Here is a 23,703-nt window from a genome sequence, read left to right on the forward strand (position 1 = left end):
GCGAGGCGACCGCATCCGTCCCCCAGCTGCGCGCCTTCTCCTAGTACATGATCCGCCTTGTCACTTCACGGTCTCGGTAGCATCACAGCCGGAGGTGACATGTGGCACACCTACCGTGCCCTAACCTGGCTCGCAACGCACTGGATGGTTTGGTTGGCGGGTGAGCACCGGAGTATCACGCCGACGGTTACTGGGAGGGGCCGCCGGCGGATTGTTCGCGTGGGGTGCGACCGCGGGGAGCGGTCGTGCGGCTCCGCCACGCAGGCTTCCTCCACCCGACACCGTCACCGATCCCGCGAGGATGAGTGCGGCCGAGGCGGCAGCGCTGCTGCACGCCGGCGAACTGCACCCGCGCGAACTGCTCGATGCCTGTCTGGACCGCACGCGCTCGTACGACGGAGCGATCGGTGCGTGGATCCGGCTCTACCCCGAAGTGGCCTACGCGGCGGCCGAGGCGGCGGGGGAGCGCCTCGCCCGTGCGCGCCGCGATCGGACCCCGGCGCCGCTCGTGTGCGGGCTCCCGATCGCTCTCAAGGACATCTTCGCGGTGTCCGGGCTTCCGCTCACCGCGTCGAGTCGCGTCCTCGAGGGCAACATCGCGGCCGGGCACTCGGGTGTGTGGCGTCGACTCGAGGACGCCGGTGCGGTGCTCATGGGGCACGCGCACACCGACGAGTTCGCGATCGGTGTCGCCACCCCTCAGGTGGGCAATCCGTGGAACACCGAGATGTCGCCCGGCGGATCGTCCGGCGGCAGCGCGGCCGTGCTCGCCGCGCGGTTCGCGCCCCTCGCGATCGGTAGCGACACCGGCGGTTCGGTCCGGTTCCCGGCGAGCGCCTGCGGTGTCTCGTCGATCAAGCCGACCTACGGGCGCATCACCTCGCACGGCATGATCCCGCTGACCTGGACCCGCGACCACGTGGGTCCGATGGGCCGCAGCGTCGCCGACGCGTCCCTGATGATGACCGTGCTCGCGGGCGCGGATCCGGCCGACCCGATCACGGCACTCGGCCCCGACGTTCCCGAGGGCGGTTATCCGGTGACGGCCGCCGGGGGAGCGAGTCCCCTCGCCGGCGTGCGGATCGGACTGCCCGTGAACACGAATCCCGCACCCCCCGAGGCGGTGCAGCGCGTCGTCGACGACGCGGCACGGGTGGCGGAATCGCTCGGTGCGGTCACGGTCCCGGTGACGATGCCGTCCCTGCCGGAATCCCTCGCGACCGGCGACCAGGTCGAGATGGGTGCCTACCACCAGCAGTTCACCGACCGGCTCGGCCTGTATCGCCCCGAGAACGCGGTGGCCGCGGGCACGGCGGTGGCCTCGCTGGCCGTGCCGGTGGGCGACTACCTCACCTTCGAGCGCGACCGTCTGCGGTACCAGAGCGACTACAACCGGATGTTCGTCGACCAGGATCTCGACGCGATCATGCTGCCCGGCGCCTCCGTCGACGGCGCACGACGCCAGGAGTTCCTCGGCATCAGTGTCACGGCCGGAGTGACGGGCCCCGTGCGATGGGCGAACTACTCCGGTGCCCCCGTGGTGACCCTGCCCGCCGGGTACTCCGCCGCGACGGGGATGCCGGTCGGTGTGCAGCTCGGTGCGCGGCCGTGGCAGGACGAACGTCTCATCGGCATCGGGCTCGAACTGCAGGAGGCACTGCCGATCTGGCGCGACGAGCCGCAGCTCGTCGCCGCCGGCGCACGGGTCCCCGAGGTCGCGCAGGTGCAGCCGGGCCCCGGTCCCGACCCGACGAATACGATCGGGGCGGCCGCTCCGGTTCGGACCCTGCCGATGAACCCCATCGGCTAGGTTCGACCACGCGGATCCGACCGCACGGCGTATCGCCGAGGTGTACATCACGCACCGTCGTGAGTTGAACTCTCGGCCGTGCTCCTGCATACTGGTCGGGTTGCCTTGACCGGGCCATGGATGTTTTGCGGCTCGGATCGGGAAAGACGTGACAGTCGCGGATCGAGCCTCACGGCCTGGTCGCGGCCACATGCAAGACGGAAGCAGTACCCCTGTGTGCTCCTGTGGAGCGCAGCCGGTTCCGTTCCTTGCGGTGTCGAAGCCTTCGAGCATCGACGCCGGGGAATGAGCGGCGGGCCGACACGCCCGACCGCGTGGGCCGGAGAACAATGACAGATGAACAGCGGCAAGCGGATCGGATACGTCCGGCTCGCACTGTGTTTCGAGCGCTGTTCTCGGTCGCCGTTCCCCGGGGAACTGTGCAGACGAGGTGGTTTCCGGCTCCGCCGGGGATCACGAAACGCGGCAAGAAAAGGACACTAAGCGTGGCGGGACAGAAGATCCGCATCAGGCTCAAGGCCTATGACCACGAGGCGATCGACGCATCTGCGCGCAAGATCGTCGAGACGGTGACCCGTACGGGTGCCCGCGTGGTCGGCCCGGTGCCGTTGCCCACTGAAAAGAACGTGTACTGCGTCATCCGCTCGCCGCACAAGTACAAGGACTCGCGCGAGCACTTCGAGATGCGGACGCACAAGCGGCTCATCGACATCCTCGACCCGACGCCGAAGACCGTCGACGCGCTCATGCGCATCGATCTCCCGGCGAGTGTCGACGTCAACATTCAGTGACATTCGATTACAGCGAGCTTGTGAAAGACGCAGCGGAGACAACACATGACTAACCAGATCAAGGGAATCCTGGGCACCAAGCTCGGCATGACCCAGGTCTTCGACGAGAACAACCGGGTTGTCCCGGTCACCGTCGTCAAGGCCGGACCGAACGTGGTCACGCAGATCCGCACCGAGGAGCGCGACGGCTACAACGCCGTGCAGCTCGCCTACGGTGCCATCGCGCCGCGCAAGGTCAACAAGCCGGTTCGCGGCCAGTTCGAGAAGGCCGGCGTCACGCCGCGCCGTCACCTGGTCGAGCTCCGGATCGAGGACGCCTCCGAGTACGAGGTCGGCCAGGAACTCACCGCCGAGGTGTTCGAGGACGGCGCCTACGTCGACGTCACCGGCACCTCGAAGGGCAAGGGCTTCGCCGGCACCATGAAGCGTCACGGCTTCGCCGGCCAGGGTGCGTCGCACGGTACGCAGGCCGTGCACCGTCGTCCGGGCTCCATCGGTGGTTGCGCCACCCCGGGCCGCGTGTTCAAGGGCACGCGCATGTCCGGCCGTATGGGCTCCGACCGCATCACGACGCAGAACCTCTCGGTCCACAAGGTGGACGCCGAGAACGGTCTGCTGCTGATCAAGGGCGCGATCCCGGGTCGCAAGGGCGGCCTCGTGATCGTCAAGACCGCAGTGAAGGGTGGTGCACGGGCATGACCAGCACCGAGACCGCAACCAAGCTGACCCTGGACGTCAAGGCCCCCGGTGGCCAGACCTCCGGCTCCGTCGATCTCCCCGCCGAGATCTTCGACGCTCCCGCGAACATCGCGCTGCTGCACCAGGTCGTCACCGCGCAGCTCGCCGCGGCCCGCCAGGGAACGCACGCCACCAAGACCCGCGGCGAGGTCCGCGGCGGTGGCAAGAAGCCGTACCGCCAGAAGGGCACCGGCCGCGCACGTCAGGGCTCGACCCGTGCGCCGCAGTTCGCCGGCGGTGGCACCGTCCACGGCCCGCAGCCGCGCGACTACAGCCAGCGCACCCCCAAGAAGATGAAGGCCGCCGCCCTGCGCGGAGCCCTCTCCGACCGGGCGCGCAACGAGCGCATCCACGTGATCACCGAACTCGTCGCGGGTCAGACCCCGTCGACGAAGAGTGCTCGCACGTTCCTGGGCGAGATCAGCGACCGCAAGAAGGTCCTGCTCGTCGTCGGCCGTGAAGACGTGGCGGCGTGGAAGTCGGTTCAGAACCTTCCCAACGTCCACGCGCTCGCGCCGGATCAGCTGAACACCTACGACGTGCTCTACAGCGATGACGTCGTGTTCAGCGTCGAGGCGCTCAACACGTTCATCCACGGGCCGGCCGAGTCCGGCCAGGAAGTGAAGGAGGAGAGCAAGTGAGCACGATCGCCGATCCTCGCGACATCCTGCTGGCTCCCGTCGTCTCCGAGAAGTCCTACGGGCTGATGGAAGAAGGCACCTACACCTTCCTGGTCCACCCGGACTCGAACAAGACGCAGATCAAGATTGCCGTCGAGAAGGTCTTCGGCGTCAAGGTGAGCAGCGTCAACACCGCCAACCGTCAGGGCAAGCGCAAGCGGACCCGGTTCGGTTACGGCAAGCGCAAGAACACCAAGCGCGCGCTCGTGACCCTCACGGCCGACAGCAAGCCCATCGAGATCTTCGGAGGCCCGGTCGCCTAGCGATCGGAACTCTCGAGAGATAGAGGACGAGAAGACTCATGGCAATCCGTAAGTACAAGCCGACTACGCCGGGCCGCCGTGGCGCCAGCGTGTCGGACTTCGCCGAGATCACTCGGTCGACGCCCGAGAAGTCGCTGATCCGCCCGCTGCACGGTCGCGGTGGACGTAACGCGCACGGCCGCATCACCACCCGTCACAAGGGTGGCGGACACAAGCGCGCCTACCGCCTGATCGATTTCCGTCGCAACGACAAGGACGGCGTGCCGGCCAAGGTCGCTCACATCGAGTACGACCCCAACCGCACCGCGCGCATCGCGCTGCTCCACTACGTGGACGGCGAGAAGCGCTACATCATCGCCCCCAAGGGCCTCGTGCAGGGTGCTCCCGTCGAGTCGGGCCCCAACGCCGACATCAAGCCCGGCAACAACCTGCCGCTGCGCAACATCCCGACGGGTACGACCATCCACGCGGTCGAGCTGCGTCCGGGTGGCGGCGCCAAGATGGCCCGCTCCGCCGGTGCGAGCATCCAGCTCCTCGGTAAGGAAGGCACCTACGCCACGCTGCGTATGCCCTCCGGCGAGATCCGTCGCGTCGACGTGCGCTGCCGCGCCACCGTCGGCGAGGTCGGCAACGCCGAGCAGTCGAACATCAACTGGGGCAAGGCCGGCCGTATGCGCTGGAAGGGCAAGCGCCCGACCGTCCGTGGTGTCGTGATGAACCCGGTCGACCACCCGCACGGTGGTGGCGAGGGCAAGACCTCGGGTGGTCGCCACCCGGTCAGCCCGTGGGGCAAGCCCGAGGGCCGCACCCGCAAGAACAAGGCGTCCGACAAGCTCATCGTCCGTCGTCGCCGTACCGGCAAGAAGCGCTAGTCAAGGAGGGAGTTAGAGAATGCCACGCAGCCTCAAGAAGGGCCCGTTCGTCGACGACCACCTCCTGGCGAAGGTGGACACGCAGAACGAGAAGGGCACCAAGCAGGTCATCAAGACCTGGTCGCGCCGTTCCACGATTCTGCCCGACTTCATCGGTCATACGTTCGCTGTCCACGATGGACGCAAGCACGTGCCGGTGTTCGTCTCGGAGTCCATGGTCGGTCACAAGCTCGGTGAGTTCGCGCCGACCCGTACGTTCAAGGGCCACATCAAGGACGACCGGAAGAGCAAGCGTCGATGAGCACTGAAACCACCACCAACAGCGCTCGGGCTGTTGCGCGCCACGTGCGCGTGACCCCGATGAAGGCGCGCCGCGTCGTCGACATCGTTCGCGGTAAGTCCGTCGAGGAGGCCCTGGCCATCCTCAAGTTCGCGCCGCAGGCCGCGGCCGAGCCGGTCGCCAAAGTGATCGCGTCGGCCGCTGCGAACGCGCAGAACAACTACAACCTCGACCCCAGCACGCTCGTCGTCGCGACTGCGTACGTGGACGAGGGTGCGACCCTGAAGCGGTTCCAGCCGCGTGCCCAGGGCCGTGCGTTCCGCATCCGCAAGCGGTCGAGCCACATCACCGTGATCGTGGAAAGCGTCGGGTCGGCCTCGACTCGTAACCGCCGGAAGGGAGCTCAGTAGTGGGCCAGAAGATCAACCCGCACGGCTTCCGTCTGGGCGTCACCACCGACTGGAAGTCTCGTTGGTACGCGGACAAGCAGTACGCGGACTACGTCAAGGAAGATGTCGCGATCCGCAAGTTCCTGGCCTCCGGCCTCGAGCGCGCCGGCATCGCGAAGGTCGAGATCGAGCGCACCCGCGACCGTGTGCGTGTGGACATCCACACCGCTCGTCCCGGGATCGTCATCGGACGCCGCGGCGCCGAGGCCGATCGCATCCGCGCCGAGCTCGAGAAGCTGACCGGTAAGCAGGTCCAGCTGAACATCCTCGAGGTCAAGAACTCGGAGTCCGAGGCTCAGCTCGTGGCGCAGGGCGTCGCCGAGCAGCTCTCGAACCGTGTCGCCTTCCGTCGTGCGATGCGCAAGGCCATCCAGTCGGCCATGCGTCAGCCGAACGTCAAGGGCATCCGCGTGCAGTGCTCGGGCCGCCTCGGTGGCGCCGAGATGTCGCGTTCGGAGTTCTACCGCGAAGGTCGCGTCCCGCTGCACACGCTGCGCGCGGACATCGATTACGGCCTCTACGAGGCACGGACCACCTTCGGCCGCATCGGCGTGAAGGTCTGGATCTACAAGGGCGACATCGTCGGTGGCCGTCGTGAGCTCGCTGCTGCTGCAGCTGCTCCCGCCGACCGGCCGCGTCGTGAGCGTCCGAGCCGCCCGCGTCGTTCCGGCGCGTCGGGCACCACCGCGACGAGCACCGAGGCCGGCCGCGCCGCATCGAGCGACGCTCCTGCCTCGACCGAGAACAAGGAGGGCTGACGCAATGTTGATCCCCCGGCGGGTCAAACACCGCAAGCAGCACCATCCGAGCCGTACGGGTGCCGCCAAGGGCGGAACCCAGGTGGCCTTCGGTGACTACGGCATCCAGGCTCTCGAGCCGGCCTACATCACCAACCGGCAGATCGAGTCCGCTCGTATCGCCATGACCCGGCACATCAAGCGTGGCGGCAAGATCTGGATCAACATCTTCCCGGATCGCCCCCTCACCAAGAAGCCTGCCGAGACCCGCATGGGTTCCGGTAAGGGTTCGCCGGAGTGGTGGGTCGCGAACGTCAAGCCCGGTCGCGTGCTGTTCGAGATGAGCTACCCCAACGAGGAGATTGCGCGCGAGGCTCTGCGTCGCGCGATGCACAAGCTCCCCTGCAAGTGCCGCATCGTGACGAGGGAGGAGCAGTTCTGATGGCTACCGGTACCCCCGCCGCGGAACTCCGCGAGCTGAGCGACGAAGAGCTGACCGACAAGCTCCGCGAAGCCAAGGAAGAGCTGTTCAACCTCCGCTTCCAGATGGCCACCGGCCAGCTGGACAACAACCGTCGGCTCCGCGTGGTGCGCAACGAGATCGCCCGTATCTACACGGTGCTGCGCGAGCGCGAGCTCGGACTGGCCACCGGCCCGAATGCGGGTGACGTGGCATGAGTGAGGAAAAGGCAGTGAGCAACCAGGAACAGCGCGCGAGCCGTAAGGTCCGCATCGGTTACGTCGTCTCGGACAAGATGGAGAAGACCATCGTCGTCGAGCTCGAGGACCGGGTGAAGCACCCGCTGTACGGCAAGATCATCCGCCGTACGACCAAGGTGAAGGCGCACGACGAGAACGGTCTGGCCGGCATCGGCGACCGCGTGCAGCTGATGGAGACCCGTCCGCTGTCCGCGTCGAAGCGCTGGCGTCTGGTCGAGGTGCTCGAGAAGGCCAAGTAAGGCCTCCTCGTCCTCGACAGGGCCGAGAACATGCAGCACCCCACCACCCGCACCGCGGGCGGTGGGGTGCTGTGCGTCGGGTAGTAGGTGCAGCCCTCGCGTGAGGGAGCGGTGGACGTCGCTGCGACACGCCCGGTTCCGGGGTGGGGAGTGACATCACAATTCGCGAATTTGCCCTGCGTACGGTATATGGCCTACTCTGGACGGGTTGCTTACGGGACCCGTGTGTGATTCGCGCGTGCGCCGCAGGCAACCGACGACCGCGTACGTCCAGGTCGGAAATCTGACGTACACACCAATCCAGGTCAAGGAGAAGTAAGTGATCCAGCAGGAGTCGCGACTGCGCGTCGCCGACAACACGGGTGCCAAGGAGATCCTCTGCATCCGCGTTCTCGGTGGCTCGTCCCGTCGCTACGCCGGAATCGGTGACGTCATCGTCGCCACCGTCAAGGACGCGATCCCCGGCGGCAACGTCAAGCGTGGCGATGTCGTCAAGGCCGTGATCGTGCGCACCGCCAAGGAGCGCCGCCGTCCGGACGGTTCCTACATCAAGTTCGACGAGAACGCTGCCGTCATCATCAAGGGCGACAACGATCCTCGCGGCACCCGCATCTTCGGACCCGTCGGTCGCGAGCTCCGCGACAAGCGGTTCATGAAGATCGTCTCGCTCGCTCCGGAGGTGCTGTGATGAAGGTGCACAAGGGTGACACCGTGCTCGTCATCTCGGGCAAGGACAAGGGTGCCAAGGGCAAGGTCATCGCGGCCTACCCGGCGACCGGCAAGGTCCTCGTCGAGGGCGTGAACCGTATCAAGAAGCACACCGCCGTCTCTGCGAACGAGCGTGGCGCCTCCTCCGGCGGCATCGTGACGCAGGAGGCCCCGATCCACGTTTCCAACGTTGCGGTCGTCGACTCGGACGGAAACCCCACCCGCGTGGGCTACCGCACCGATGAGGAAACCGGCAAGCGCGTTCGGATTTCCCGGAAGAACGGGAAGGACCTCTGACATGACTTCCACCGAGAACAAGACCCAGCCGCGCCTGAAGGCCCGCTACCGCGCCGAGATCAAGGACGCGCTGAACGCGGAGTTCGACTACGCGAACGTCATGCAGATCCCCGGCGTCGTGAAGGTCGTCGTCAACATGGGTGTCGGCGACGCCGCCCGCGACGCGAAGCTCATCAACGGAGCCGTCAACGACCTCGCGCTCATCACCGGTCAGAAGCCGGAGATCCGTAAGGCCCGCAAGTCCATCGCACAGTTCAAGCTGCGCGAGGGCATGCCGATCGGTGCGCGCGTCACGCTGCGCGGCGACCGCATGTGGGAGTTCCTGGACCGTCTCGTGTCCATCGCGCTTCCCCGTATCCGGGACTTCCGCGGCCTCAACGGCAACCAGTTCGACGGCAACGGCAACTACACGTTCGGCCTGAACGAGCAGTCGATGTTCCACGAGATCGACGTGGACAAGATCGATCGCCCGCGCGGCATGGACATCACTGTCGTGACCACCGCTACCAACAACGAAGAAGGCCGTGCCCTGCTCAAGCACCTCGGCTTCCCGTTCAAGGAGAACTGAGCCCATGGCTAAGAAGGCACTGGTCAACAAGGCCAACAAGAAGCCGAAGTTCGCGGTGCGCGCCTACACCCGCTGCCAGCGCTGCGGGCGCCCGCACTCGGTCTTCCGCAAGTTCGGACTCTGCCGCATCTGCCTTCGCGAGATGGCACACCGCGGAGAACTTCCGGGAGTTCACAAGAGCTCCTGGTGACGTGAGCGGTGGGCGGAGGACCGAGAAGTTCTCCGCCCACTGTCACGCTGTCATGGGTTCGTCGCCGATCCGTCGACGAATCCGCTATCGAAACCGAGTTTCGATGTAGGCCCACGGCCGGCATGTTCCGGCGTTGCATGGGAACCGCATCGAGAAAGGTGAACAGGTCAGCCATGACCATGACCGACCCCATCGCAGACTTCTTGACGCGTCTGCGTAACGCCAACACGGCGTACCACGACGAGGTCAAGCTCCCGTCCTCGAAGATCAAGGTGAACATCGCCGAGATCCTCAAGCGCGAGGGCTACATCTCCGACTACCGCACCGAGGACGCCGAGGTGGGCAAGACCCTCATCGTCGACCTCAAGTACGGACCTTCCCGTGAGCGCAGCCTTGCCGGCGTGCGCCGCGTGTCGAAGCCCGGCCTGCGCGTGTACGCGAAATCCACCAACCTGCCCAAGGTCCTGGGCGGCCTCGGCGTGGCGATCATCTCCACGTCCTCCGGCCTGCTCACCGATCGCCAGGCGGCCAAGCAGGGAGTGGGCGGGGAAGTCCTCGCCTACGTCTGGTAAAGGGAGGCCACCACAATGTCGCGAATCGGAAAACTCCCCGTTGCAGTTCCTTCGGGCGTCGAGATCACCATCGACGGCCAGGATGTTGCAGTCAAGGGCCCCAAGGGCAACCTGTCCCTGACGATCGCCGAGCCGATCGCCGTCGCCAAGGGTGAGGACGGGGCAATCAACGTCACGCGCCCGAACGACGAGCGTCGCAGCCGCGCGCTGCACGGCCTGTCGCGGACGCTCGTGCAGAACCTCATCGTCGGTGTCACCGAGGGTTACATCACCAAGATGGAGATCCACGGCGTCGGCTACCGCGTGGCCCTCAAGGGCAAGGACCTCGAGTTCTCGCTCGGCTACAGCCACCCCGTGCTGATCGAGGCGCCCGAGGGCATCACGTTCGCCGTCGAGAACCCCACGCGCTTCTCGATCTCGGGCATCGACAAGCAGAAGGTCGGCCAGATCGCGGCCAACATCCGCCGGCTGCGCAAGTCCGACCCCTACAAGGGCAAGGGCATCCGCTACGAGGGTGAACAGGTCCGTCGCAAGGTCGGAAAGACGGGTAAGTGATCATGAGCCAGACCGAGAACCAGAAGGCCAAGCGCATCCCGCGCGGCAAGGACGCCTCCACCACGCGTCGCCTTTCGAAGACGCGTCGTCACTTCCGCCTCCGCAAGAAGATCTCCGGCACCGCCGAGCGTCCCCGCCTCGTCGTCAACCGGTCCTCGCGCCACCTGCACGTGCAGCTGGTCGACGACCTGACGGGCACCACTCTCGCCGCAGCGTCGTCCATCGAACCCGATGTGCGCGCTCTCGAGGGCGACAAGAAGGCTCGCGGCGCGAAGGTCGGTCAGCTGATCGCCGAGCGCGCGAAGGCTGCCGGCGTGGAAGCCGTGGTCTTCGACCGCGGTGGCCACACCTACAGCGGACGCATCGCGGCCCTCGCGGACGCGGCTCGCGAAGGCGGGTTGAAGTTCTGATGACCATTTTCTCGAACGGAAGGAACGCCTGATGCCGGGACGTCAGCGGCGTGACGGCGGCAATGGCCCCGCCGGACAGAACCCCAACAGCGGTGACAACCGTGGCGGTCGCGACCGCCGCGACCGCGACTCGCGCGGCGGCAACGCTGCCGAGAAGTCGAACTACATCGAGCGTGTCGTCTCGATCAACCGTGTGTCGAAGGTCGTCAAGGGCGGTCGTCGCTTCAGCTTCACCGCTCTGGTGATCGTGGGCGACGGCAACGGCCTGGTCGGCGTCGGCTACGGCAAGGCCAAGGAAGTTCCCGCGGCCATCCAGAAGGGTGTCGAGGAAGCTCGCAAGAACTTCTTCCGCGTCCCGCTCATCGGCGGAACCATCACCCACCCCGTCCAGGGAGAGGCTGCAGCCGGTGTCGTCCTGCTGCGTCCGGCTTCCCCCGGTACCGGTGTCATCGCCGGTGGCGCTGTGCGCGCGGTGCTGGAGTGTGCGGGTGTCCACGACATCCTGTCGAAGTCGCTCGGCTCCGACAACGCCATCAATGTGGTGCACGCGACGGTTGCGGCCCTCAAGGGTCTGCAGCGTCCCGAGGAAGTCGCGGCTCGCCGTGGCCTCACCCTCGAGGAAGTTGCCCCCGCCGGCATGCTGCGCGCACGTGCACAGGCTGCTGGGAGCGTGAAGTAATGGCAGAGCTGAAGATCACCCAGATCAAGAGCACCATCGGGGCCAAGTCGAATCAGCGCGACAGCCTCCGGACCCTCGGTCTGCGGAAGATCCGCCAGTCCGTCGTCCGCGAGGACAATGCGCAGAATCGTGGCCTCATCAACGTGGTGCGTCACCTCGTCATCGTTGAGGAGGTCTGAGAATGACCATCAAGCTGCATCACCTGCGCCCGGCTCCGGGTGCGAAGACGGACAAGACCCGCGTCGGACGCGGTGAGGGTTCGAAGGGCAAGACCGCCGGCCGCGGTACGAAGGGCACGAAGGCACGCAAGAACGTGTCGCCGGCCTTCGAGGGTGGCCAGATGCCCATCCACATGCGTCTGCCGAAGCTCAAGGGCTTCAAGAACGCATTCCGTACCGAGTACCAGATCGTCAACGTCGGGGACATCGCTCGCGTGTTCCCCGAGGGTGGACAGATCGGTGTCGCGGACCTCGTGGCGAAGGGTCTGGTTCGCAAGAACCAGCTCGTCAAGGTCCTCGGCGAGGGCGAGCTGACGGTGGCCGTGCAGGTCACCGCCGACAAGTTCTCGGCCTCCGCTCAGGAGAAGATCGCTGCAGCCGGTGGCAGCGCGACCGTCCAGGCCTGACCTGTACTTTCGCGTGTGAGTCACGGCTGTCGAACGGCCGCGGTGCAGATACCTGCACCGCGGCCGTTCGCGCGTTCACACCGGTGTCCCAAGCTGCGTTCGCAGCGGTGACATAGGCTACCGGGCTACGCCTCTCATCGGGGCCCACTGTTAGAGTTTCAGAGTTGTCTACCGTCCGACGGATCCCTCTCGATCCGTCGTCCCCGATCGGCCCGCCAGGAGGATCTTTGCTTTCCGCCTTCGTCTCGGCCCTCAGGACACCGGACCTGAGGCGGAAGATTCTCATCGCCCTCGGGCTCGTGGCGCTGTACCGCCTCGGTGCTACCGTGCCGTCCCCGGGCGTCGACTACGGCAACGTCCAGGCCTGTGTCGATCAGCTCGCCGGCAGCGAGCAGGCCGGCATCTACTCGCTGATCAATCTGTTCTCCGGCGGCGCGCTACTGCAGTTGTCGGTCTTCGCGATCGGCATCATGCCGTTCATTACCGCGAGCATCATCGTCCAGCTGCTCACCGTGGTCATTCCACGCTTCGAGGAACTGCGCAAGGAGGGCCAGTCCGGCCAGGCCAAGATGACGCAGTACACGCGTTATCTCGCCGTCGCGCTCGCCGTCCTGCAGGCCACCGGCATCGTCGCGCTCGCCGCCCGAGGGCAGCTGCTGCAGGGCTGCTCGGAGCCGATCCTCGCCGACGACAGCATCTTCGGGATGGTCGTCATCGTGCTGGTGATGACCGCCGGTGCCGCCGTCGTCATGTGGTTCGGTGAGCTCATCACCGAACGCGGCGTCGGCAACGGCATGTCGCTGCTGATCTTCTCCGGTATCGCGGCCGCGCTGCCGAGCGAGGGTCGCATGATCCTCGAATCCCGCGGCGGCCTCGTCTTCGCGATCGTCTGCGTCGTGGCCCTGGCCCTCATCACGGGTGTCGTGTTCATCGAGCAGGGTCAGCGCCGGATCCCGGTGCAGTACGCCAAGCGCATGGTCGGCCGTCGTATGTACGGCGGTTCGTCGACCTACCTGCCGCTGAAGGTCAACCAGGCGGGCATCATCCCCGTCATCTTCGCGTCGTCGCTGCTGTACCTGCCCAATCTCGTCGCGCAGCTCACCGGTGCCACGACGAACCCGGATCCGAGTTGGTGGCAGCGGATCATCAACGAGTACCTGGTCAATCCGAACAACCCGGTCTACATCGCGATCTACTTCGCCCTGATCGTGTTCTTCGTCTTCTTCTACGTCGCCATCACCTTCAATCCGGAGGAGCGGGCCGACGAGATGAAGAAGTACGGCGGCTTCATCCCGGGCATCCGCCCCGGTCGCCCGACCGCCGAATATCTCAGTTTCGTGCTCAACCGCATCACGGTTCCGGGCTCGATCTACCTCGGTCTCATCGCGACGCTGCCGAACTTCTTCCTGTCCGGCAGCCAGACGGCCTCGAGCATCTTCGGTGGCGCCGCGGTTCTCATTCTCGTCAGTGTCGCGCTGGACACTGTCAAGCAGATCGAAAGTCAACTGATGCAGCGCAACTACGAAGGGTTCCTCAAGTGAGACTTGTACTGCTCGGTCCTCCCGGTGCCGGCAAGGGCACACAGGCCGCGATTCTGTCCGAGAAGCTCGGCATCCCCGCCATCTCGACGGGCGATCTTTTCCGCGCGAACATCGGGCAGGGCACCCCGCTCGGCGTCGAGGCCAAGAAGTACATCGACGCGGGGGAGCTCGTTCCCGCCGAGATCACCAACAACATGGTGCGTGAGCGTCTGGCCGAGCCCGACGCCGCCAACGGCTTCCTCCTCGACGGCTTCCCGCGCAGCGTGGAGCAGGCCAAGGAACTCGAGAACATCCTGAAGGATCTCGGTGTCGAGCTCGACGGCGTGCTGTCCTTCGTCATCGACGAGGACGTCGTGGTCGAGCGCATGCTCGCCCGCGGTCGCGCCGACGACACCGAAGACGTGATCCGCAACCGTCTCCGGGTCTACCGTGAGGAGACGGCCCCGCTGCTCGACTACTACGCCGACTCGATCATCACGGTCGACGCGATCGGTGAGGTCGAGGAGATCAATTCGCGGGCTCTGTCCGCACTCGGAAAGTAGACGGGTAGTTCGACATGGGTTTCGGGCGCAAGCGCTCAGTGGTTCCGTTCCGCACCTCGGGTGAACTCGACGCGATGGCGGCGGCGGGAGCCGTGGTCGGTGCCGCACTCGTCGCAGTGCGCGAGGCCGCCAAGCCGGGCGTGAGCACCCTGGAACTCGACCAGGTGGCGGAATCGGTCATCCGCGATGCGGGGGCCGTTCCGTCCTTCCTGGGCTACCACGGCTTCACCGGTTCGATCTGTTCGTCGGTCAACGAGGTCGTCGTCCACGGCATCCCGTCGGTGTCGGTGGTGCTCGCCGAGGGCGACCTCGTGTCGATCGACTGCGGCGCGATCCTCGACGGCTGGCACGGCGACTCGGCATGGACCTTCGGGGTCGGGGAGCTGTCGCAGGCCGACATCGACCTGAGCGAGGCCACCCGTCTGTCGCTCGAGGCCGGTATCGCGGCGATGCTCCCGGGCAACCGCCTGACCGACGTCTCGCATGCGATCGAGCAAGGCACGCATGCCGCCGAGAAGGTGCACGGCCGCTTGTACGGCATCGTCGACGGCTACGGCGGTCACGGTATCGGGCGCGAGATGCACATGGATCCGTTCCTCCCCAACGAAGGCAAGCCGGGCAAGGGCCCGAAGCTCGTCGTCGGATCGGTGCTCGCCGTCGAGCCGATGCTCACCCTCGGTACCTACGAGACCGAGGTCCTCGACGACGAGTGGACGGTGGTGACCGTCGACGGCAGCCGGGCCGCGCACTGGGAGCACACGGTAGCGGTCACCGAGGACGGCCCCCGTATCCTCACCGTCCGGCCGGAGTGACGCGAGCGGTCGTACTCCGCGGCGTCATACGTCGACGAGGAGCGTGACCGGTCCGTCGTTGACGAGGCTCACCTCCATGTGGGCCCCGAACTTCCCGGTCTCCACCGTCGCGCCGAGATCTCGTAGAGCGTTCGCGAACGCATCGACGAGAGGTTCGGCGATCGGGCGGGGAGCGGCGGCCGACCACGACGGACGCCTGCTCTTCCTCGTGTCGGCCATGAGCGTGAACTGGCTGACCACCAGGATCGGGGCGTCGACGTCGGAGGCGGATCGCTCGTCCTCGAGGATGCGCATCGTCCACACCTTCCGGGCGAGCGTCGCGGCCTTGGCCTCGTCGTCGTCGTGCGTGACGCCGACCAGCACGAGCAGACCGTGACCGTCTTCGGCCGGCGTGATGCGAGCCACCTCGGCTCCGTCGACCGCCACCGCCGCCGTGGTCACCCGCTGGATCAACGCCCGCACGTGCGGTCCTCCTCCTGGTCGTGGGCACGAGTGTGCCGGAGCTCATTTGTCCTGGACGGTCAACTTCCCGTACCATTGATCGGTGGTGCGCGCTGCGCTCCGATCGGTCCCGTGTCGAATTCCTTCGAATCTCGGTTCGTGTCCGGTCCCGGAGTTGCCGAGCGTCACGGTAACGGATGCCGATGCAACCACAACGCCGAACAACGGATCGCGGAGGATATGGCTAAGAAAGACGGGGCAATCGAGGTCGAGGGCCGGGTAATCGAACCGCTGCCCAATGCGATGTTCCGCATCGAGCTGGAGAACGGGCACAAGGTTCTCGCCCACATCAGCGGAAAGATGCGTCAGCACTACATTCGTATCCTTCCCGAGGACCGCGTTGTCGTGGAGCTTTCTCCCTACGACCTCACGCGTGGACGCATCGTCTACCGCTACAAGTAACGAAGCTTCCCCGGCCACACGGTCGGGGAGAATCATGTCGCCGGGCCGGCTCTGCCGTGTCCGGCGGCGCACATACAGGAGATCGGACTTACGTGAAGGTTCAGCCTAGCGTCAAGAAGATCTGCGAGAAGTGCAAGGTGATCCGCCGTAACGGTCGGGTCATGGTGATCTGCGAGAACCTGCGTCACAAGCAGCGTCAGGGCTAGATCCACCTTCGTCTCGAAGATCTGCTTGGCAACAAGCACGAAGACCTTCCAGCACCAGTCGCGTGGTTACGATCCTCGATCCGTCGAGGAGCTGCGCGATCAACCCCCGGTACGGAGGCCGGGGCCCCACTGTGTTTTTGAATCACACAGTTCTTCGACGCAGGGGACGGGCTGGGAGCAGACCTCCGCACACCGAATAGGAATGCCACATGGCACGTCTCGCAGGTGTCGATCTTCCCCGCGAAAAGCGGATGGAGATCGCACTCACGTACATCTACGGCATCGGCCGTACCCGCTCCCAGGAGATCCTCGAGGCCACGGGTGTCAACCCGGACCTGCGCAGCAAGGATCTGACGGACGAGGACCTCGCCAAGCTCCGCGAGTACATCGAGGAGAGCTACAAGGTCGAGGGTGACCTCCGTCGCGAGGTTCAGGCGGACATCCGCCGCAAGATCGAGATCGGCTGCTACCAGGGCCTGCGACACCGTCGTGGTCTGCCCGTGCGTGGACAGCGCACCAAGACCAACGCCCGCACCCGCAAGGGTCCGAAGCGCACCGTCGCAGGAAAGAAGAAGTAATGCCTCCCAAGTCACGCAGCACCGGTCCGAAGAAGACCCAGAAGGCACGGCGGAGGGACAAGAAGAACGTTCCGCACGGTGCCGCTCACATCAAGAGCACGTTCAACAACACCATCGTGTCCATCACGGACCCGCAGGGCAACGTGATCTCCTGGGCGTCCTCCGGCCACGTCGGCTTCAAGGGTTCGCGCAAGTCGACCCCGTTCGCCGCACAGCTCGCCGCCGAGAACGCCGCCCGCAAGGCGCAGGAACACGGTGTCAAGAAGGTCGACGTCTTCGTCAAGGGCCCGGGCTCGGGCCGCGAGACGGCGATCCGTTCCCTCCAGGCCGCAGGCCTCGAGGTCGGCACCATCTCCGATGTCACCCCGCAGCCCCATAACGGTTGCCGTCCGCCCAAGCGGCGTCGCGTCTAACGGGAAAGGAAGGTAAAGAAAAATGGCTCGTTATACCGGTCCCGTTACCCGTAAGTCGCGTCGTCTCCGTGTCGACCTGGTCGGAGGCGATCAGGCCTTCGAGCGTCGCCCCTACCCGCCCGGCCAGCACGGCCGCGCGCGGATCAAGGAGAGCGAGTACCTGCTCCAGCTGCAGGAGAAGCAGAAGGCCCGCTTCTCGTACGGCGTCATGGAGAAGCAGTTCCGTCGCTACTACGAAGAGGCCGCAAGCCGCCCCGGCAAGACCGGTGAGGTTCTGCTGGTCATCCTCGAGTCGCGCCTGGACAACGTCGTCTACCGTGCCGGCCTCGCCCGCACGCGTCGTCAGGCCCGCCAGCTGGTGAGCCACGGCCACTTCCTGGTCAACGGCAAGAAGGTCGACATCCCCAGCTACCGCGTCTCGCAGTACGACATCATCGATGTCCGCGAGAAGTCGCTGAGCACGCTGCCCTTCCAGGTCGCCCGCGAGACCCAGGGCGAGCGCCCGGTTCCGGGTTGGCTGCAGGTCGTCGGCCCGCGTCTGCGAGTGCTGGTCCACCAGCTCCCCGAGCGCGCGCAGATCGACATCCCGCTGCAGGAACAGCTGATCGTCGAGTACTACTCGAAGTAAGACACCTCGGTGTCGTGGTGTCCTCCGGTCCGTCCGGGCGGGAGGACACCGCTCCATTCCACTAGGGCGTCATATGGCGGACGCCCACAAGGAGGCAACAGATGCTCATCTCTCAGCGACCCGCACTGACCGAAGAGGTCATCGCTGAAAACCGCTCGAAGTTCGTCATCGAGCCGCTCGAGCCTGGCTTCGGGTACACCCTCGGCAACTCGCTTCGTCGCACCCTGCTCTCGTCGATCCCGGGCGCCGCTGTCACCAGCATCCGCATCGACGGCGTTCTCCACGAGTTCACCACCGTTCCCGGGGTGAAGGAGGATGTCACCGACATCATCCTGAACCTCAAGGGTCTCGTGGTGAGCTCCGAAGAGGACGAGCCGGTCACCATGTACGTCCGCAAGCAGGGGCCGGGCACCGTCACGGCCGGCGACATCGTGCCCCCGGCCGGTGTCACCATCCACAACCCGGATCTGCACATCGCCACCCTGAACGACAAGGGCAAGCTGGAGATCGAGCTCGTCGTCGAGCGCGGTCGCGGCTACGTTCCTGCCGTGCAGAACAAGGCGTCCGGCGCCGAGATCGGCCGTATCCCGGTCGACTCGATCTACTCGCCGGTGCTCAAGGTGACGTACAAGGTGGAAGCGACCCGCGTCGAGCAGCGCACCGACTTCGATCGGCTCATTCTCGACGTGGAGACCAAGAACTCGATCAGCGCGCGGGACGCGCTCGCCTCGGCGGGCAAGACCCTCGTGGAGCTCTTCGGTCTGGCTCGTGAGCTGAACGTCGAAGCAGAAGGCATCGAGATCGGTCCCTCGCCCGCCGAGGCCGACCACATCGCCTCCTTCGGACTTCCGATCGAGGACCTCGACCTCACGGTCCGGTCCTACAACTGCCTCAAGCGCGAAGGTGTCCACACCGTCGGCGAGCTCGTGGCACGGACGGAATCCGACCTGCTCGACATCCGCAACTTCGGCCAGAAGTCCATCGACGAGGTCAAGGTCAAGCTGCACTCGCTCGGCCTGTCCCTCAAGGACAGCCCGGCATCGTTCGACCCCAGCACCGTCGCCGGCTACGACGCCGCGACCGGTACCTGGAGCGATACCGAGGCCGGCTCCTTCGGTGACAACGACGGCAACGAGGACTACGCCGAGACCGAGCAGCTGTAGCAGCTCACGGTCCGTTACTAGGAGAAAATCATGCCCAAGCCCAAGAAGGGCGCCCGCTTCGGCGGATCGGCCTCGCATCAGAAGGCGCTCATGGCCAACCTGGCCACCGCGCTCTTCGAGCACGGCCGCATCACCACCACCGAGGCCAAGGCCAAGGCCCTGCGCCCGTACGCCGAGAAGCTCGTCACGCACGCCAAGGCCGGCACGCTGGCCTCGCGTCGTGAGGTGCTGAAGGTCATCCGCAACAAGGACGTCGTCCACTCGCTGTTCGCGGAGATCGGTCCCTCCTTCGAGGACCGCAACGGCGGTTACACCCGCATCATCAAGACGATGCCGCGCAAGGGCGACAACGCCCCCATGGCCATCATCGAGCTGGTGCGCGAGAAGACCGTCACCTCCGAGGCCGACCGCGCTCGCCGCGTCGCCGCCTCGCAGGCACCCGCCGAGGACAACGCGGTCCAGGCCGTCGAGGCCGAGGCCACCGACGCCGAGGTCGCGAACGCCGACGCCGTCGTCGAGGGTGTCGAGGACACCAACGCCACGGCTGCCGACGCACCCGAGGCGGACGAGGCCAAGAAGGACTAATCCACTTGGTTTCGGCATCTGCTGAAGCTCACGAGACAACCCGTCTGCGACTCGACATCGCGTACGACGGCACCGACTTCTCCGGCTGGGCACGGCAGCCCGGACGTCGCACGGTGTGCGGGGAGATCGAGGAAAAGCTCTCCGCGATCGTCCGCACCCCCGTGCTGCTCACCGTCGCCGGTCGCACCGACGCCGGCGTGCACGCTTCCGGGCAGGTCGCCCACGTCGACGTCCCCACCGCGGTGCTGCCCGACGATCCGTCGCGCTGGGTCCGCCGTCTCGCACGGTTCCTGCCCCGCGACGTGCGGGTCACCGGGATCTCCGTCGCCCCCGAACATTTCGACGCGCGTTTCTCGGCGATCCGGCGCCACTACGAATACCGCCTCACCACAGCGGTGTACGGCGCCGAGCCGCTGCGTGCCCGCGACACCGTCGCGTGGCCGAAGGCCGTCGATCTCGATGCGATGCAACGCGCGTCGCAGTCGCTGCTCGGCCTGCACGACTTCGCCGCCTTCTGCAAGCGGCGGGAGGGTGCGACGACCGTACGTGAACTGCAGCGATACGACTGGACCCGCGAAGGTGACATCCTCACCGCCTATGTCAGCGCCGACGCCTTCTGCTGGTCGATGGTGCGCAGCCTCGTCGGCGCGGCCCTGGCCGTGGGGGAGGGGCGTCGCAGCGTCGAGTGGATGACGGCCCTGCTCGACGAACGCGAACGTGCGGCGTCCGTCGCGGTGGCACCGGCCCACGGCCTGTCACTGGTTCGCGTCGACTACCCTGCTGACGAGGAACTCGCCGCGCGCAACGCTGCGACGCGGGAGATGCGCGGGCCCATCACGCCCGGCTGTTGCGGATGAAGGGAACGAATGTGCGCGCACGACGGTTTGCGTTGATGGGGACGATCGGGGCGCTCGCCGTCTCGTCGCTGGTCCTGTCCGGTGCCGCGGTCGCCCACGCCGAGGATCTCCCGGCCGCCGCGACCGGCGAGACTCGGTCGCAGAGCGCGACTGTCGAACGCATCGAGAAGCACACCGACCGCGATTGGTCGCTGTTCGTGTACTCGCCGTCGATGGAACGCACCATCGAGCTGCAGGTGCTGCGACCGGCCGACACGAGCGCGCCGCGACCGGTCTTCTACCTGCTCAACGGTGCCGGTGGGGGACTGGACCGGGCGACCTGGCGCGAGCAGACCGACATCGTGGAGTTCTTCGGCGACAAGAACGTCAACGTCGTCACTCCGGTCGGTGGCGCGTTCAGCTACTACACCGACTGGCTCGAGGACGATCCCGTTCTCGGACGCAACAAGTGGACGACCTTCCTCACCGAGGAGATCCCCTCCGTGGTCGACGAGACACTCGGTGCGAGCGGCCGCAACGCGATCGCCGGTGTGTCGATGTCGGCGACGTCGGCGCTGGCGCTCGCCCAGCAGGCGCCCGATCTCTACCAGGCGGTGGGTTCGTACAGTGGATGCGCCGAGACCGCGTCGGATATCGGTTCGCGCTATGCGGAGATCGTCGTCGCGTTCGGCGGGGGCGAGGTCGAGAACATGTGGGGACCGGTCGCCGGTGAGCACTGGACCGAACAGGACGTCGTGCTCAACGCCGAGAAGCTGCGCGGCAAGGCCGTGTACGTCTCCACGAGCAGCGGTGTCCCGGGTCCGTACGAATTGAAGGCATGGGAGCAGGACGGTGTCGCCGTCCTTCCCGATGTGGCTCTGCTCGGGCTCATCGAGGCCGGCGTGAACGATTGCACGACGCGACTGCGCGGTGCGCTGGACGCAGCCGGGGTCGAGGCGACCTACTCGGTCCGGCCCGACGGTACCCACACCTGGGGCTACTGGCAGGAGGCCCTGCACGAGTCGTGGCCCGTGTTCGGCGAGGCCATCGGCGCCTGAGCCGAGAGCGCTGCCCTCGAAAAGACACCCGGGGGGTGAGGTCCGCGACCTCACCCCCTCGGGCGTTCTCACGTGCTCGTCGGATCAGCCAGTCCAGGAACTCGAGGACGTTGCTGATGAGCGCATCGAGCGAACCGGGAAGCGGCCGAGCGCCTCGGCGATCATGCGGTGGCCCTCGGCCTCGTAGCAGTCGTCGCCCACATGGAAGGCCCACACCGCGACCGCGACCGCCGCGCGGACACGTCGGCGGAACCAGGCGTCCTCCTCACGGGGATCCTCGCCGTAGCCACGCAGAAAGGCCTGCTCGGCACCGGGGACCCGGAGGAACTCGCGTACCGCGAGCCGCTCGAAGTCCTCACCCGCCGGGCGCATCGCGGCACGCCCGAAGTCGATCACCTTCACCACACCGATGTCGTCGGCGAGCCAGTTGCGGCTCTGCCAGTCGCCATGGGTGGGCACCAGGGTGGCCGTCGGTGTCGGCCATCCCTCGACCATCGAGCGCAATCGGCCGGCGACGTCGGGACCGATACGGTGCGGCGCCGCGAGCCACCGCAGCGTCTTCGTGTTCGCCGATCGCTCGTACCCCTCGTCCACCACATGCTCCTGGCGATGGAACTGGGCGAGCAGCGCGCCGGCCTGCTCGTAGACGTCGAGACGGGACGACGCGGCGGTGCCCAGGACGAGCCGCCCCGGAAGGTATTCCGTCACGACGAGTTTCGTCGCGCGGTCGGCGAACACCATGCGGGCGGCCCGACCGCACCGTACCCACGGAGCGGTCCACCGCTCGTGCGCGCTGATCTCGCGGCCGATGTGCCGATCCGGAGTTCCGCCCGCCTTCACGACCAGTAGCCCGTCGTCGGTGTCGACCTCGAGGACAGTGGTCGACACCAGCCCCCAACTCATGTCGGAGACCACGACGATGCGGCCGAACCGCTGCGTCAGCAGGTGGCGTTGCTGTGGAGTGAGCCGCTCCAGGGCGTCCGGCATGAAGGCACTCTAGCGATCTTTCGCCGCGAAAACCCCTGTCGCTTCCGGCTTGCGATCGTTCACCCCGCGAGGGACCGCGCGATCACGAGTCGCTGAATCTGATTGGTGCCCTCGAAGATCTGCGTGATCTTCGCGTCGCGCATGAAGCGCTCGACCGGGAAGTCGCGGGTGTAGCCGTATCCACCGAGGACCTGCACAGCGTCGGTCGTGACCTTCATGGCGGCATCCGTCGCGACGAGCTTGGCCACCGACGCCTGCCGCGAGTAGAGCAGGCCGGCGTCCTTGCGCCGGGCAGCGTCGAGATAGGTGGCGCGGGCCGAGTCGACGGCGGCGGCCATGTCGGCGAGAACGAAGCCGAGGCCTTGGTGGTCGATGATGCGCTTGCCGAAGGCCTGCCGTTCCTTGGCGTAGGCCGTCGCCTCGTCGAGGGCGGCCTGGGCCAGACCCGTCGCGACGGCGGCGATCCCCAGGCGTCCGGAATCCAGTGCGCTGAACGCGATCGGCAGTCCCTGTCCCTCGGCGCCGATCCGGCGCTCGGCCGGGACGAAGGCGTCGTCGTAGTGGGCGGAGGTGGTGGGGATGGCGTGCAGGCCCATCTTCTCCTCGGGCTTGCCGAAGGACAGGCCCTCGGTGCCGGCGGGCACGAGGAAGCACGAGATGCCCTTGCTGCCGGTGTCGGCTGTGCGGGCGAACAGGGTGTAGAAGTCGGCCTTGCCGCCGTTGGTGATCCACGCCTTCGAGCCGGTGATGCGGTAGCCGCCGTCGACGGGTTTCGCACGGCACGCGAGGGCCGCGGCGTCGGATCCGGCCTGCGGCTCGGAGAGGCTGTACGCGCCGATGGTGTTGCCGCCCAGCATCTCCGGGAGCCACTTGTTCTTCTGCTCGTCGGTGCCGTGGGTGGCGAGCGCGAAGCACGACAGTCCGTGCACGCTCACCGCAACCGCCACGGCAGCCCAGCGGGCGCCGAGTTCCTCGAGGACCTGCAGGTAGACCTCGTAGGGTTGGTCGCCGCCGCCGAACTCCTCGGGGTACGGCAGGCTCAGCAGCCCTGCGGCGCCGAGTGCGGGGAAGACGCCCTCGGGGAAGGTCTCCTTGCGCTCGTGCTCGTCGACGCGCGGGGCGAGCACCTTGTCGGCAACGTCGCGGGTGAGGTCTATCAGGTCGTAGGCCTCGCGGGTGGGAAGCAGACGCTCGACGGGCACGGTGGTTCCTCCTGGAAGACTGGGGACCAAAAATAGTACTGAGGACGATACTGCAGTACTGTTCTC

37 protein-coding genes are annotated in these 23,703 nt (G+C 66.5%); 34 read left to right on the forward strand and 3 right to left on the reverse strand.

From position 1 onward, the window contains the following. The first annotated feature begins 301 nt into the window (after positions 1-301). The 25 genes from M3330_RS18130 to map all read left to right on the forward strand — a co-directional run bounded on the left by M3330_RS18130 (position 302) and on the right by map (position 15,078). Entirely contained in the window at positions 302-1,810 is a 1,509-nt protein-coding gene (locus tag M3330_RS18130) for an amidase (RefSeq protein WP_033096991.1), read from the forward strand. A gap of 485 nt (positions 1,811-2,295) precedes the next feature. Next, positions 2,296-2,601, forward strand: coding sequence for a 30S ribosomal protein S10 (gene rpsJ, locus M3330_RS18135; protein WP_003938093.1), 306 nt, complete (start codon positions 2,296-2,298; stop codon positions 2,599-2,601). A gap of 45 nt (positions 2,602-2,646) precedes the next feature. After that, a complete protein-coding gene (gene rplC / locus M3330_RS18140) occupies positions 2,647-3,300 on the forward strand; it encodes a 50S ribosomal protein L3 (RefSeq protein WP_006554610.1) in 654 nt (217 codons plus the stop codon). Continuing rightward, positions 3,297-3,980, forward strand: a complete 684-nt coding sequence (gene rplD, locus M3330_RS18145; RefSeq protein WP_006554609.1) for a 50S ribosomal protein L4 — start codon at positions 3,297-3,299, stop codon at positions 3,978-3,980. Before rplC ends, rplD begins: the two co-directional genes overlap by 4 nt. Further along, positions 3,977-4,282 (forward strand): 50S ribosomal protein L23, encoded by a 306-nt coding sequence (rplW, locus tag M3330_RS18150; RefSeq protein WP_006554608.1) that lies wholly within the window; start codon positions 3,977-3,979, stop codon positions 4,280-4,282. Before rplD ends, rplW begins: the two co-directional genes overlap by 4 nt. A gap of 38 nt (positions 4,283-4,320) precedes the next feature. Further along, the gene (gene rplB, locus M3330_RS18155) at positions 4,321-5,154 is read left to right on the forward strand and encodes a 50S ribosomal protein L2 (protein WP_006554607.1); all 834 of its coding nucleotides are present in this window, start codon (positions 4,321-4,323) and stop codon (positions 5,152-5,154) included. A 19-nt stretch (positions 5,155-5,173) separates the two neighbouring features. Then, positions 5,174-5,455, forward strand: a complete 282-nt coding sequence (gene rpsS / locus M3330_RS18160; protein WP_003938088.1) for a 30S ribosomal protein S19 — start codon at positions 5,174-5,176, stop codon at positions 5,453-5,455. Further along, the gene (gene rplV, locus M3330_RS18165) at positions 5,452-5,844 is read left to right on the forward strand and encodes a 50S ribosomal protein L22 (protein ID WP_006554606.1); all 393 of its coding nucleotides are present in this window, start codon (positions 5,452-5,454) and stop codon (positions 5,842-5,844) included. Before rpsS ends, rplV begins: the two co-directional genes overlap by 4 nt. After that, on the forward strand, positions 5,844-6,641 hold the full coding sequence (gene rpsC, locus M3330_RS18170) for a 30S ribosomal protein S3 (RefSeq protein ID WP_006554605.1): 798 nt from the start codon (positions 5,844-5,846) through the stop codon (positions 6,639-6,641). Before rplV ends, rpsC begins: the two co-directional genes overlap by 1 nt. A 4-nt stretch (positions 6,642-6,645) precedes the next feature. Next, a complete protein-coding gene (gene rplP / locus M3330_RS18175) occupies positions 6,646-7,062 on the forward strand; it encodes a 50S ribosomal protein L16 (RefSeq protein ID WP_006554604.1) in 417 nt (138 codons plus the stop codon). Continuing rightward, positions 7,062-7,298 (forward strand): 50S ribosomal protein L29, encoded by a 237-nt coding sequence (gene rpmC / locus M3330_RS18180; RefSeq protein ID WP_006554603.1) that lies wholly within the window; start codon positions 7,062-7,064, stop codon positions 7,296-7,298. The genes rplP and rpmC overlap by 1 nt, the downstream gene beginning before the upstream one ends. Continuing rightward, positions 7,295-7,579, forward strand: a complete 285-nt coding sequence (gene rpsQ / locus M3330_RS18185) for a 30S ribosomal protein S17 (RefSeq protein ID WP_024101619.1) — start codon at positions 7,295-7,297, stop codon at positions 7,577-7,579. The genes rpmC and rpsQ overlap by 4 nt, the downstream gene beginning before the upstream one ends. Before the next feature lie 319 nt (positions 7,580-7,898). Continuing rightward, complete coding sequence (rplN, locus tag M3330_RS18190) at positions 7,899-8,267, forward strand: 50S ribosomal protein L14 (protein WP_006554601.1); 369 nt, start codon at positions 7,899-7,901, stop codon at positions 8,265-8,267. Continuing rightward, positions 8,267-8,584, forward strand: a complete 318-nt coding sequence (rplX, locus tag M3330_RS18195; RefSeq protein ID WP_006554600.1) for a 50S ribosomal protein L24 — start codon at positions 8,267-8,269, stop codon at positions 8,582-8,584. The genes rplN and rplX overlap by 1 nt, the downstream gene beginning before the upstream one ends. Position 8,585: 1 nt before the next feature. Then, positions 8,586-9,152: a 50S ribosomal protein L5 gene (gene rplE, locus M3330_RS18200; RefSeq protein WP_006554599.1), complete on the forward strand. Its 567-nt coding sequence runs from the start codon at positions 8,586-8,588 to the stop codon at positions 9,150-9,152. A gap of 4 nt (positions 9,153-9,156) precedes the next feature. Continuing rightward, a complete protein-coding gene (locus M3330_RS18205; RefSeq protein ID WP_006554598.1) occupies positions 9,157-9,342 on the forward strand; it encodes a type Z 30S ribosomal protein S14 in 186 nt (61 codons plus the stop codon). A 173-nt stretch (positions 9,343-9,515) separates the two neighbouring features. Beyond that, positions 9,516-9,914, forward strand: coding sequence for a 30S ribosomal protein S8 (gene rpsH / locus M3330_RS18210; RefSeq protein ID WP_006554597.1), 399 nt, complete (start codon positions 9,516-9,518; stop codon positions 9,912-9,914). A 15-nt stretch (positions 9,915-9,929) separates the two neighbouring features. After that, the gene (rplF, locus tag M3330_RS18215; protein ID WP_255025834.1) at positions 9,930-10,469 is read left to right on the forward strand and encodes a 50S ribosomal protein L6; all 540 of its coding nucleotides are present in this window, start codon (positions 9,930-9,932) and stop codon (positions 10,467-10,469) included. A gap of 2 nt (positions 10,470-10,471) precedes the next feature. Then, complete coding sequence (gene rplR, locus M3330_RS18220; RefSeq protein ID WP_255025835.1) at positions 10,472-10,879, forward strand: 50S ribosomal protein L18; 408 nt, start codon at positions 10,472-10,474, stop codon at positions 10,877-10,879. Between the two features lie 31 nt (positions 10,880-10,910). Further along, the gene (rpsE, locus tag M3330_RS18225; protein ID WP_006554594.1) at positions 10,911-11,558 is read left to right on the forward strand and encodes a 30S ribosomal protein S5; all 648 of its coding nucleotides are present in this window, start codon (positions 10,911-10,913) and stop codon (positions 11,556-11,558) included. Next, positions 11,558-11,737, forward strand: coding sequence for a 50S ribosomal protein L30 (gene rpmD, locus M3330_RS18230; RefSeq protein WP_255025836.1), 180 nt, complete (start codon positions 11,558-11,560; stop codon positions 11,735-11,737). The genes rpsE and rpmD overlap by 1 nt, the downstream gene beginning before the upstream one ends. 2 nt (positions 11,738-11,739) lie before the next feature. After that, positions 11,740-12,183 carry a 50S ribosomal protein L15 gene (gene rplO / locus M3330_RS18235; RefSeq protein ID WP_006554592.1) on the forward strand — a complete coding sequence of 148 codons (444 nt, stop codon included), beginning with the start codon at positions 11,740-11,742 and terminating at the stop codon, positions 12,181-12,183. A 227-nt stretch (positions 12,184-12,410) separates the two neighbouring features. Next, a complete protein-coding gene (secY, locus tag M3330_RS18240; RefSeq protein ID WP_059382411.1) occupies positions 12,411-13,724 on the forward strand; it encodes a preprotein translocase subunit SecY in 1,314 nt (437 codons plus the stop codon). Further along, positions 13,721-14,266 carry an adenylate kinase gene (locus M3330_RS18245; RefSeq protein WP_220666893.1) on the forward strand — a complete coding sequence of 182 codons (546 nt, stop codon included), beginning with the start codon at positions 13,721-13,723 and terminating at the stop codon, positions 14,264-14,266. The genes secY and M3330_RS18245 overlap by 4 nt, the downstream gene beginning before the upstream one ends. 14 nt (positions 14,267-14,280) lie before the next feature. Next, positions 14,281-15,078: a type I methionyl aminopeptidase gene (gene map / locus M3330_RS18250; protein WP_255025840.1), complete on the forward strand. Its 798-nt coding sequence runs from the start codon at positions 14,281-14,283 to the stop codon at positions 15,076-15,078. Positions 15,079-15,102: 24 nt separating this feature from the next. Here map and dtd read toward each other — a convergent pair whose 3' ends face one another. After that, positions 15,103-15,540 carry a D-aminoacyl-tRNA deacylase gene (gene dtd / locus M3330_RS18255; protein WP_019288600.1) on the reverse strand — a complete coding sequence of 146 codons (438 nt, stop codon included), beginning with the start codon at positions 15,538-15,540 and terminating at the stop codon, positions 15,103-15,105. A 219-nt stretch (positions 15,541-15,759) separates the two neighbouring features. Between dtd and infA the strand changes: the two genes are divergently transcribed. The 9 genes from infA (at position 15,760) to M3330_RS18300 (ending at position 21,448) form a co-directional block, all read left to right on the forward strand. Further along, positions 15,760-15,981 carry a translation initiation factor IF-1 gene (gene infA / locus M3330_RS18260; RefSeq protein WP_006554587.1) on the forward strand — a complete coding sequence of 74 codons (222 nt, stop codon included), beginning with the start codon at positions 15,760-15,762 and terminating at the stop codon, positions 15,979-15,981. A 92-nt stretch (positions 15,982-16,073) separates the two neighbouring features. Continuing rightward, the gene (rpmJ, locus tag M3330_RS18265; RefSeq protein ID WP_003938068.1) at positions 16,074-16,187 is read left to right on the forward strand and encodes a 50S ribosomal protein L36; all 114 of its coding nucleotides are present in this window, start codon (positions 16,074-16,076) and stop codon (positions 16,185-16,187) included. A gap of 209 nt (positions 16,188-16,396) precedes the next feature. Then, positions 16,397-16,765 carry a 30S ribosomal protein S13 gene (gene rpsM / locus M3330_RS18270; RefSeq protein ID WP_006554586.1) on the forward strand — a complete coding sequence of 123 codons (369 nt, stop codon included), beginning with the start codon at positions 16,397-16,399 and terminating at the stop codon, positions 16,763-16,765. Further along, the gene (rpsK, locus tag M3330_RS18275; protein WP_006554585.1) at positions 16,765-17,178 is read left to right on the forward strand and encodes a 30S ribosomal protein S11; all 414 of its coding nucleotides are present in this window, start codon (positions 16,765-16,767) and stop codon (positions 17,176-17,178) included. The genes rpsM and rpsK overlap by 1 nt, the downstream gene beginning before the upstream one ends. A gap of 22 nt (positions 17,179-17,200) precedes the next feature. Next, positions 17,201-17,806: a 30S ribosomal protein S4 gene (rpsD, locus tag M3330_RS18280; protein ID WP_006554584.1), complete on the forward strand. Its 606-nt coding sequence runs from the start codon at positions 17,201-17,203 to the stop codon at positions 17,804-17,806. A 101-nt stretch (positions 17,807-17,907) separates the two neighbouring features. Next, on the forward strand, positions 17,908-18,969 hold the full coding sequence (locus tag M3330_RS18285; RefSeq protein ID WP_006554583.1) for a DNA-directed RNA polymerase subunit alpha: 1,062 nt from the start codon (positions 17,908-17,910) through the stop codon (positions 18,967-18,969). Between the two features lie 30 nt (positions 18,970-18,999). Next, on the forward strand, positions 19,000-19,554 hold the full coding sequence (rplQ, locus tag M3330_RS18290) for a 50S ribosomal protein L17 (protein WP_006554582.1): 555 nt from the start codon (positions 19,000-19,002) through the stop codon (positions 19,552-19,554). Positions 19,555-19,559: 5 nt separating this feature from the next. Beyond that, entirely contained in the window at positions 19,560-20,411 is an 852-nt protein-coding gene (truA, locus tag M3330_RS18295; RefSeq protein ID WP_255025843.1) for a tRNA pseudouridine(38-40) synthase TruA, read from the forward strand. A 35-nt stretch (positions 20,412-20,446) separates the two neighbouring features. Next, positions 20,447-21,448, forward strand: coding sequence for an alpha/beta hydrolase family protein (locus M3330_RS18300; RefSeq protein WP_255025845.1), 1,002 nt, complete (start codon positions 20,447-20,449; stop codon positions 21,446-21,448). An 84-nt stretch (positions 21,449-21,532) separates the two neighbouring features. On the opposite strand, the gene M3330_RS18305 is transcribed toward M3330_RS18300, so the two are convergent. Both M3330_RS18305 and M3330_RS18310 read right to left on the reverse strand, forming a co-directional pair. Further along, entirely contained in the window at positions 21,533-22,435 is a 903-nt protein-coding gene (locus M3330_RS18305) for a phosphotransferase family protein (RefSeq protein ID WP_033096995.1), read from the reverse strand. A gap of 59 nt (positions 22,436-22,494) precedes the next feature. Beyond that, positions 22,495-23,637: an acyl-CoA dehydrogenase family protein gene (locus tag M3330_RS18310; protein WP_006550046.1), complete on the reverse strand. Its 1,143-nt coding sequence runs from the start codon at positions 23,635-23,637 to the stop codon at positions 22,495-22,497. Positions 23,638-23,703: the final 66 nt, after the last annotated feature.

Source organism: Rhodococcus sp. GA1 (genome assembly GCF_024321955.1).
GTDB classification, from domain to species: Bacteria; Actinomycetota; Actinomycetes; order Mycobacteriales; family Mycobacteriaceae; genus Rhodococcus; species Rhodococcus pyridinivorans.

Bases quoted from the DNA above. Each gene is read 5' to 3' on its own strand.
- M3330_RS18130 (WP_033096991.1), top strand. From the start codon at position 302: ATGAGTGCGGCCGAGGCGGCAGCGCTGCTGCACGCCGGCGAACTGCAC.
- rplC (WP_006554610.1), top strand. From the start codon at position 2,647: ATGACTAACCAGATCAAGGGAATCCTGGGCACCAAGCTCGGCATGACC.
- rplD (WP_006554609.1), top strand. From the start codon at position 3,297: ATGACCAGCACCGAGACCGCAACCAAGCTGACCCTGGACGTCAAGGCC.
- rplB (WP_006554607.1), top strand. From the start codon at position 4,321: ATGGCAATCCGTAAGTACAAGCCGACTACGCCGGGCCGCCGTGGCGCC.
- rpsS (WP_003938088.1), top strand. From the start codon at position 5,174: ATGCCACGCAGCCTCAAGAAGGGCCCGTTCGTCGACGACCACCTCCTG.
- rplV (WP_006554606.1), top strand. From the start codon at position 5,452: ATGAGCACTGAAACCACCACCAACAGCGCTCGGGCTGTTGCGCGCCAC.
- rplP (WP_006554604.1), top strand. From the start codon at position 6,646: ATGTTGATCCCCCGGCGGGTCAAACACCGCAAGCAGCACCATCCGAGC.
- rpmC (WP_006554603.1), top strand. From the start codon at position 7,062: ATGGCTACCGGTACCCCCGCCGCGGAACTCCGCGAGCTGAGCGACGAA.
- rpsQ (WP_024101619.1), top strand. From the start codon at position 7,295: ATGAGTGAGGAAAAGGCAGTGAGCAACCAGGAACAGCGCGCGAGCCGT.
- rplX (WP_006554600.1), top strand. From the start codon at position 8,267: ATGAAGGTGCACAAGGGTGACACCGTGCTCGTCATCTCGGGCAAGGAC.
- rplE (WP_006554599.1), top strand. From the start codon at position 8,586: ATGACTTCCACCGAGAACAAGACCCAGCCGCGCCTGAAGGCCCGCTAC.
- M3330_RS18205 (WP_006554598.1), top strand. From the start codon at position 9,157: ATGGCTAAGAAGGCACTGGTCAACAAGGCCAACAAGAAGCCGAAGTTC.
- rpsH (WP_006554597.1), top strand. From the start codon at position 9,516: ATGACCATGACCGACCCCATCGCAGACTTCTTGACGCGTCTGCGTAAC.
- rplF (WP_255025834.1), top strand. From the start codon at position 9,930: ATGTCGCGAATCGGAAAACTCCCCGTTGCAGTTCCTTCGGGCGTCGAG.
- rplR (WP_255025835.1), top strand. From the start codon at position 10,472: ATGAGCCAGACCGAGAACCAGAAGGCCAAGCGCATCCCGCGCGGCAAG.
- rpsE (WP_006554594.1), top strand. From the start codon at position 10,911: ATGCCGGGACGTCAGCGGCGTGACGGCGGCAATGGCCCCGCCGGACAG.
- rpmD (WP_255025836.1), top strand. From the start codon at position 11,558: ATGGCAGAGCTGAAGATCACCCAGATCAAGAGCACCATCGGGGCCAAG.
- rplO (WP_006554592.1), top strand. From the start codon at position 11,740: ATGACCATCAAGCTGCATCACCTGCGCCCGGCTCCGGGTGCGAAGACG.
- map (WP_255025840.1), top strand. From the start codon at position 14,281: ATGGGTTTCGGGCGCAAGCGCTCAGTGGTTCCGTTCCGCACCTCGGGT.
- infA (WP_006554587.1), top strand. From the start codon at position 15,760: ATGGCTAAGAAAGACGGGGCAATCGAGGTCGAGGGCCGGGTAATCGAA.
- rpsM (WP_006554586.1), top strand. From the start codon at position 16,397: ATGGCACGTCTCGCAGGTGTCGATCTTCCCCGCGAAAAGCGGATGGAG.
- rpsK (WP_006554585.1), top strand. From the start codon at position 16,765: ATGCCTCCCAAGTCACGCAGCACCGGTCCGAAGAAGACCCAGAAGGCA.
- rpsD (WP_006554584.1), top strand. From the start codon at position 17,201: ATGGCTCGTTATACCGGTCCCGTTACCCGTAAGTCGCGTCGTCTCCGT.
- M3330_RS18285 (WP_006554583.1), top strand. From the start codon at position 17,908: ATGCTCATCTCTCAGCGACCCGCACTGACCGAAGAGGTCATCGCTGAA.
- rplQ (WP_006554582.1), top strand. From the start codon at position 19,000: ATGCCCAAGCCCAAGAAGGGCGCCCGCTTCGGCGGATCGGCCTCGCAT.
- M3330_RS18300 (WP_255025845.1), top strand. From the start codon at position 20,447: ATGGGGACGATCGGGGCGCTCGCCGTCTCGTCGCTGGTCCTGTCCGGT.
- M3330_RS18305 (WP_033096995.1), bottom strand. From the start codon at position 22,435: ATGCCGGACGCCCTGGAGCGGCTCACTCCACAGCAACGCCACCTGCTG.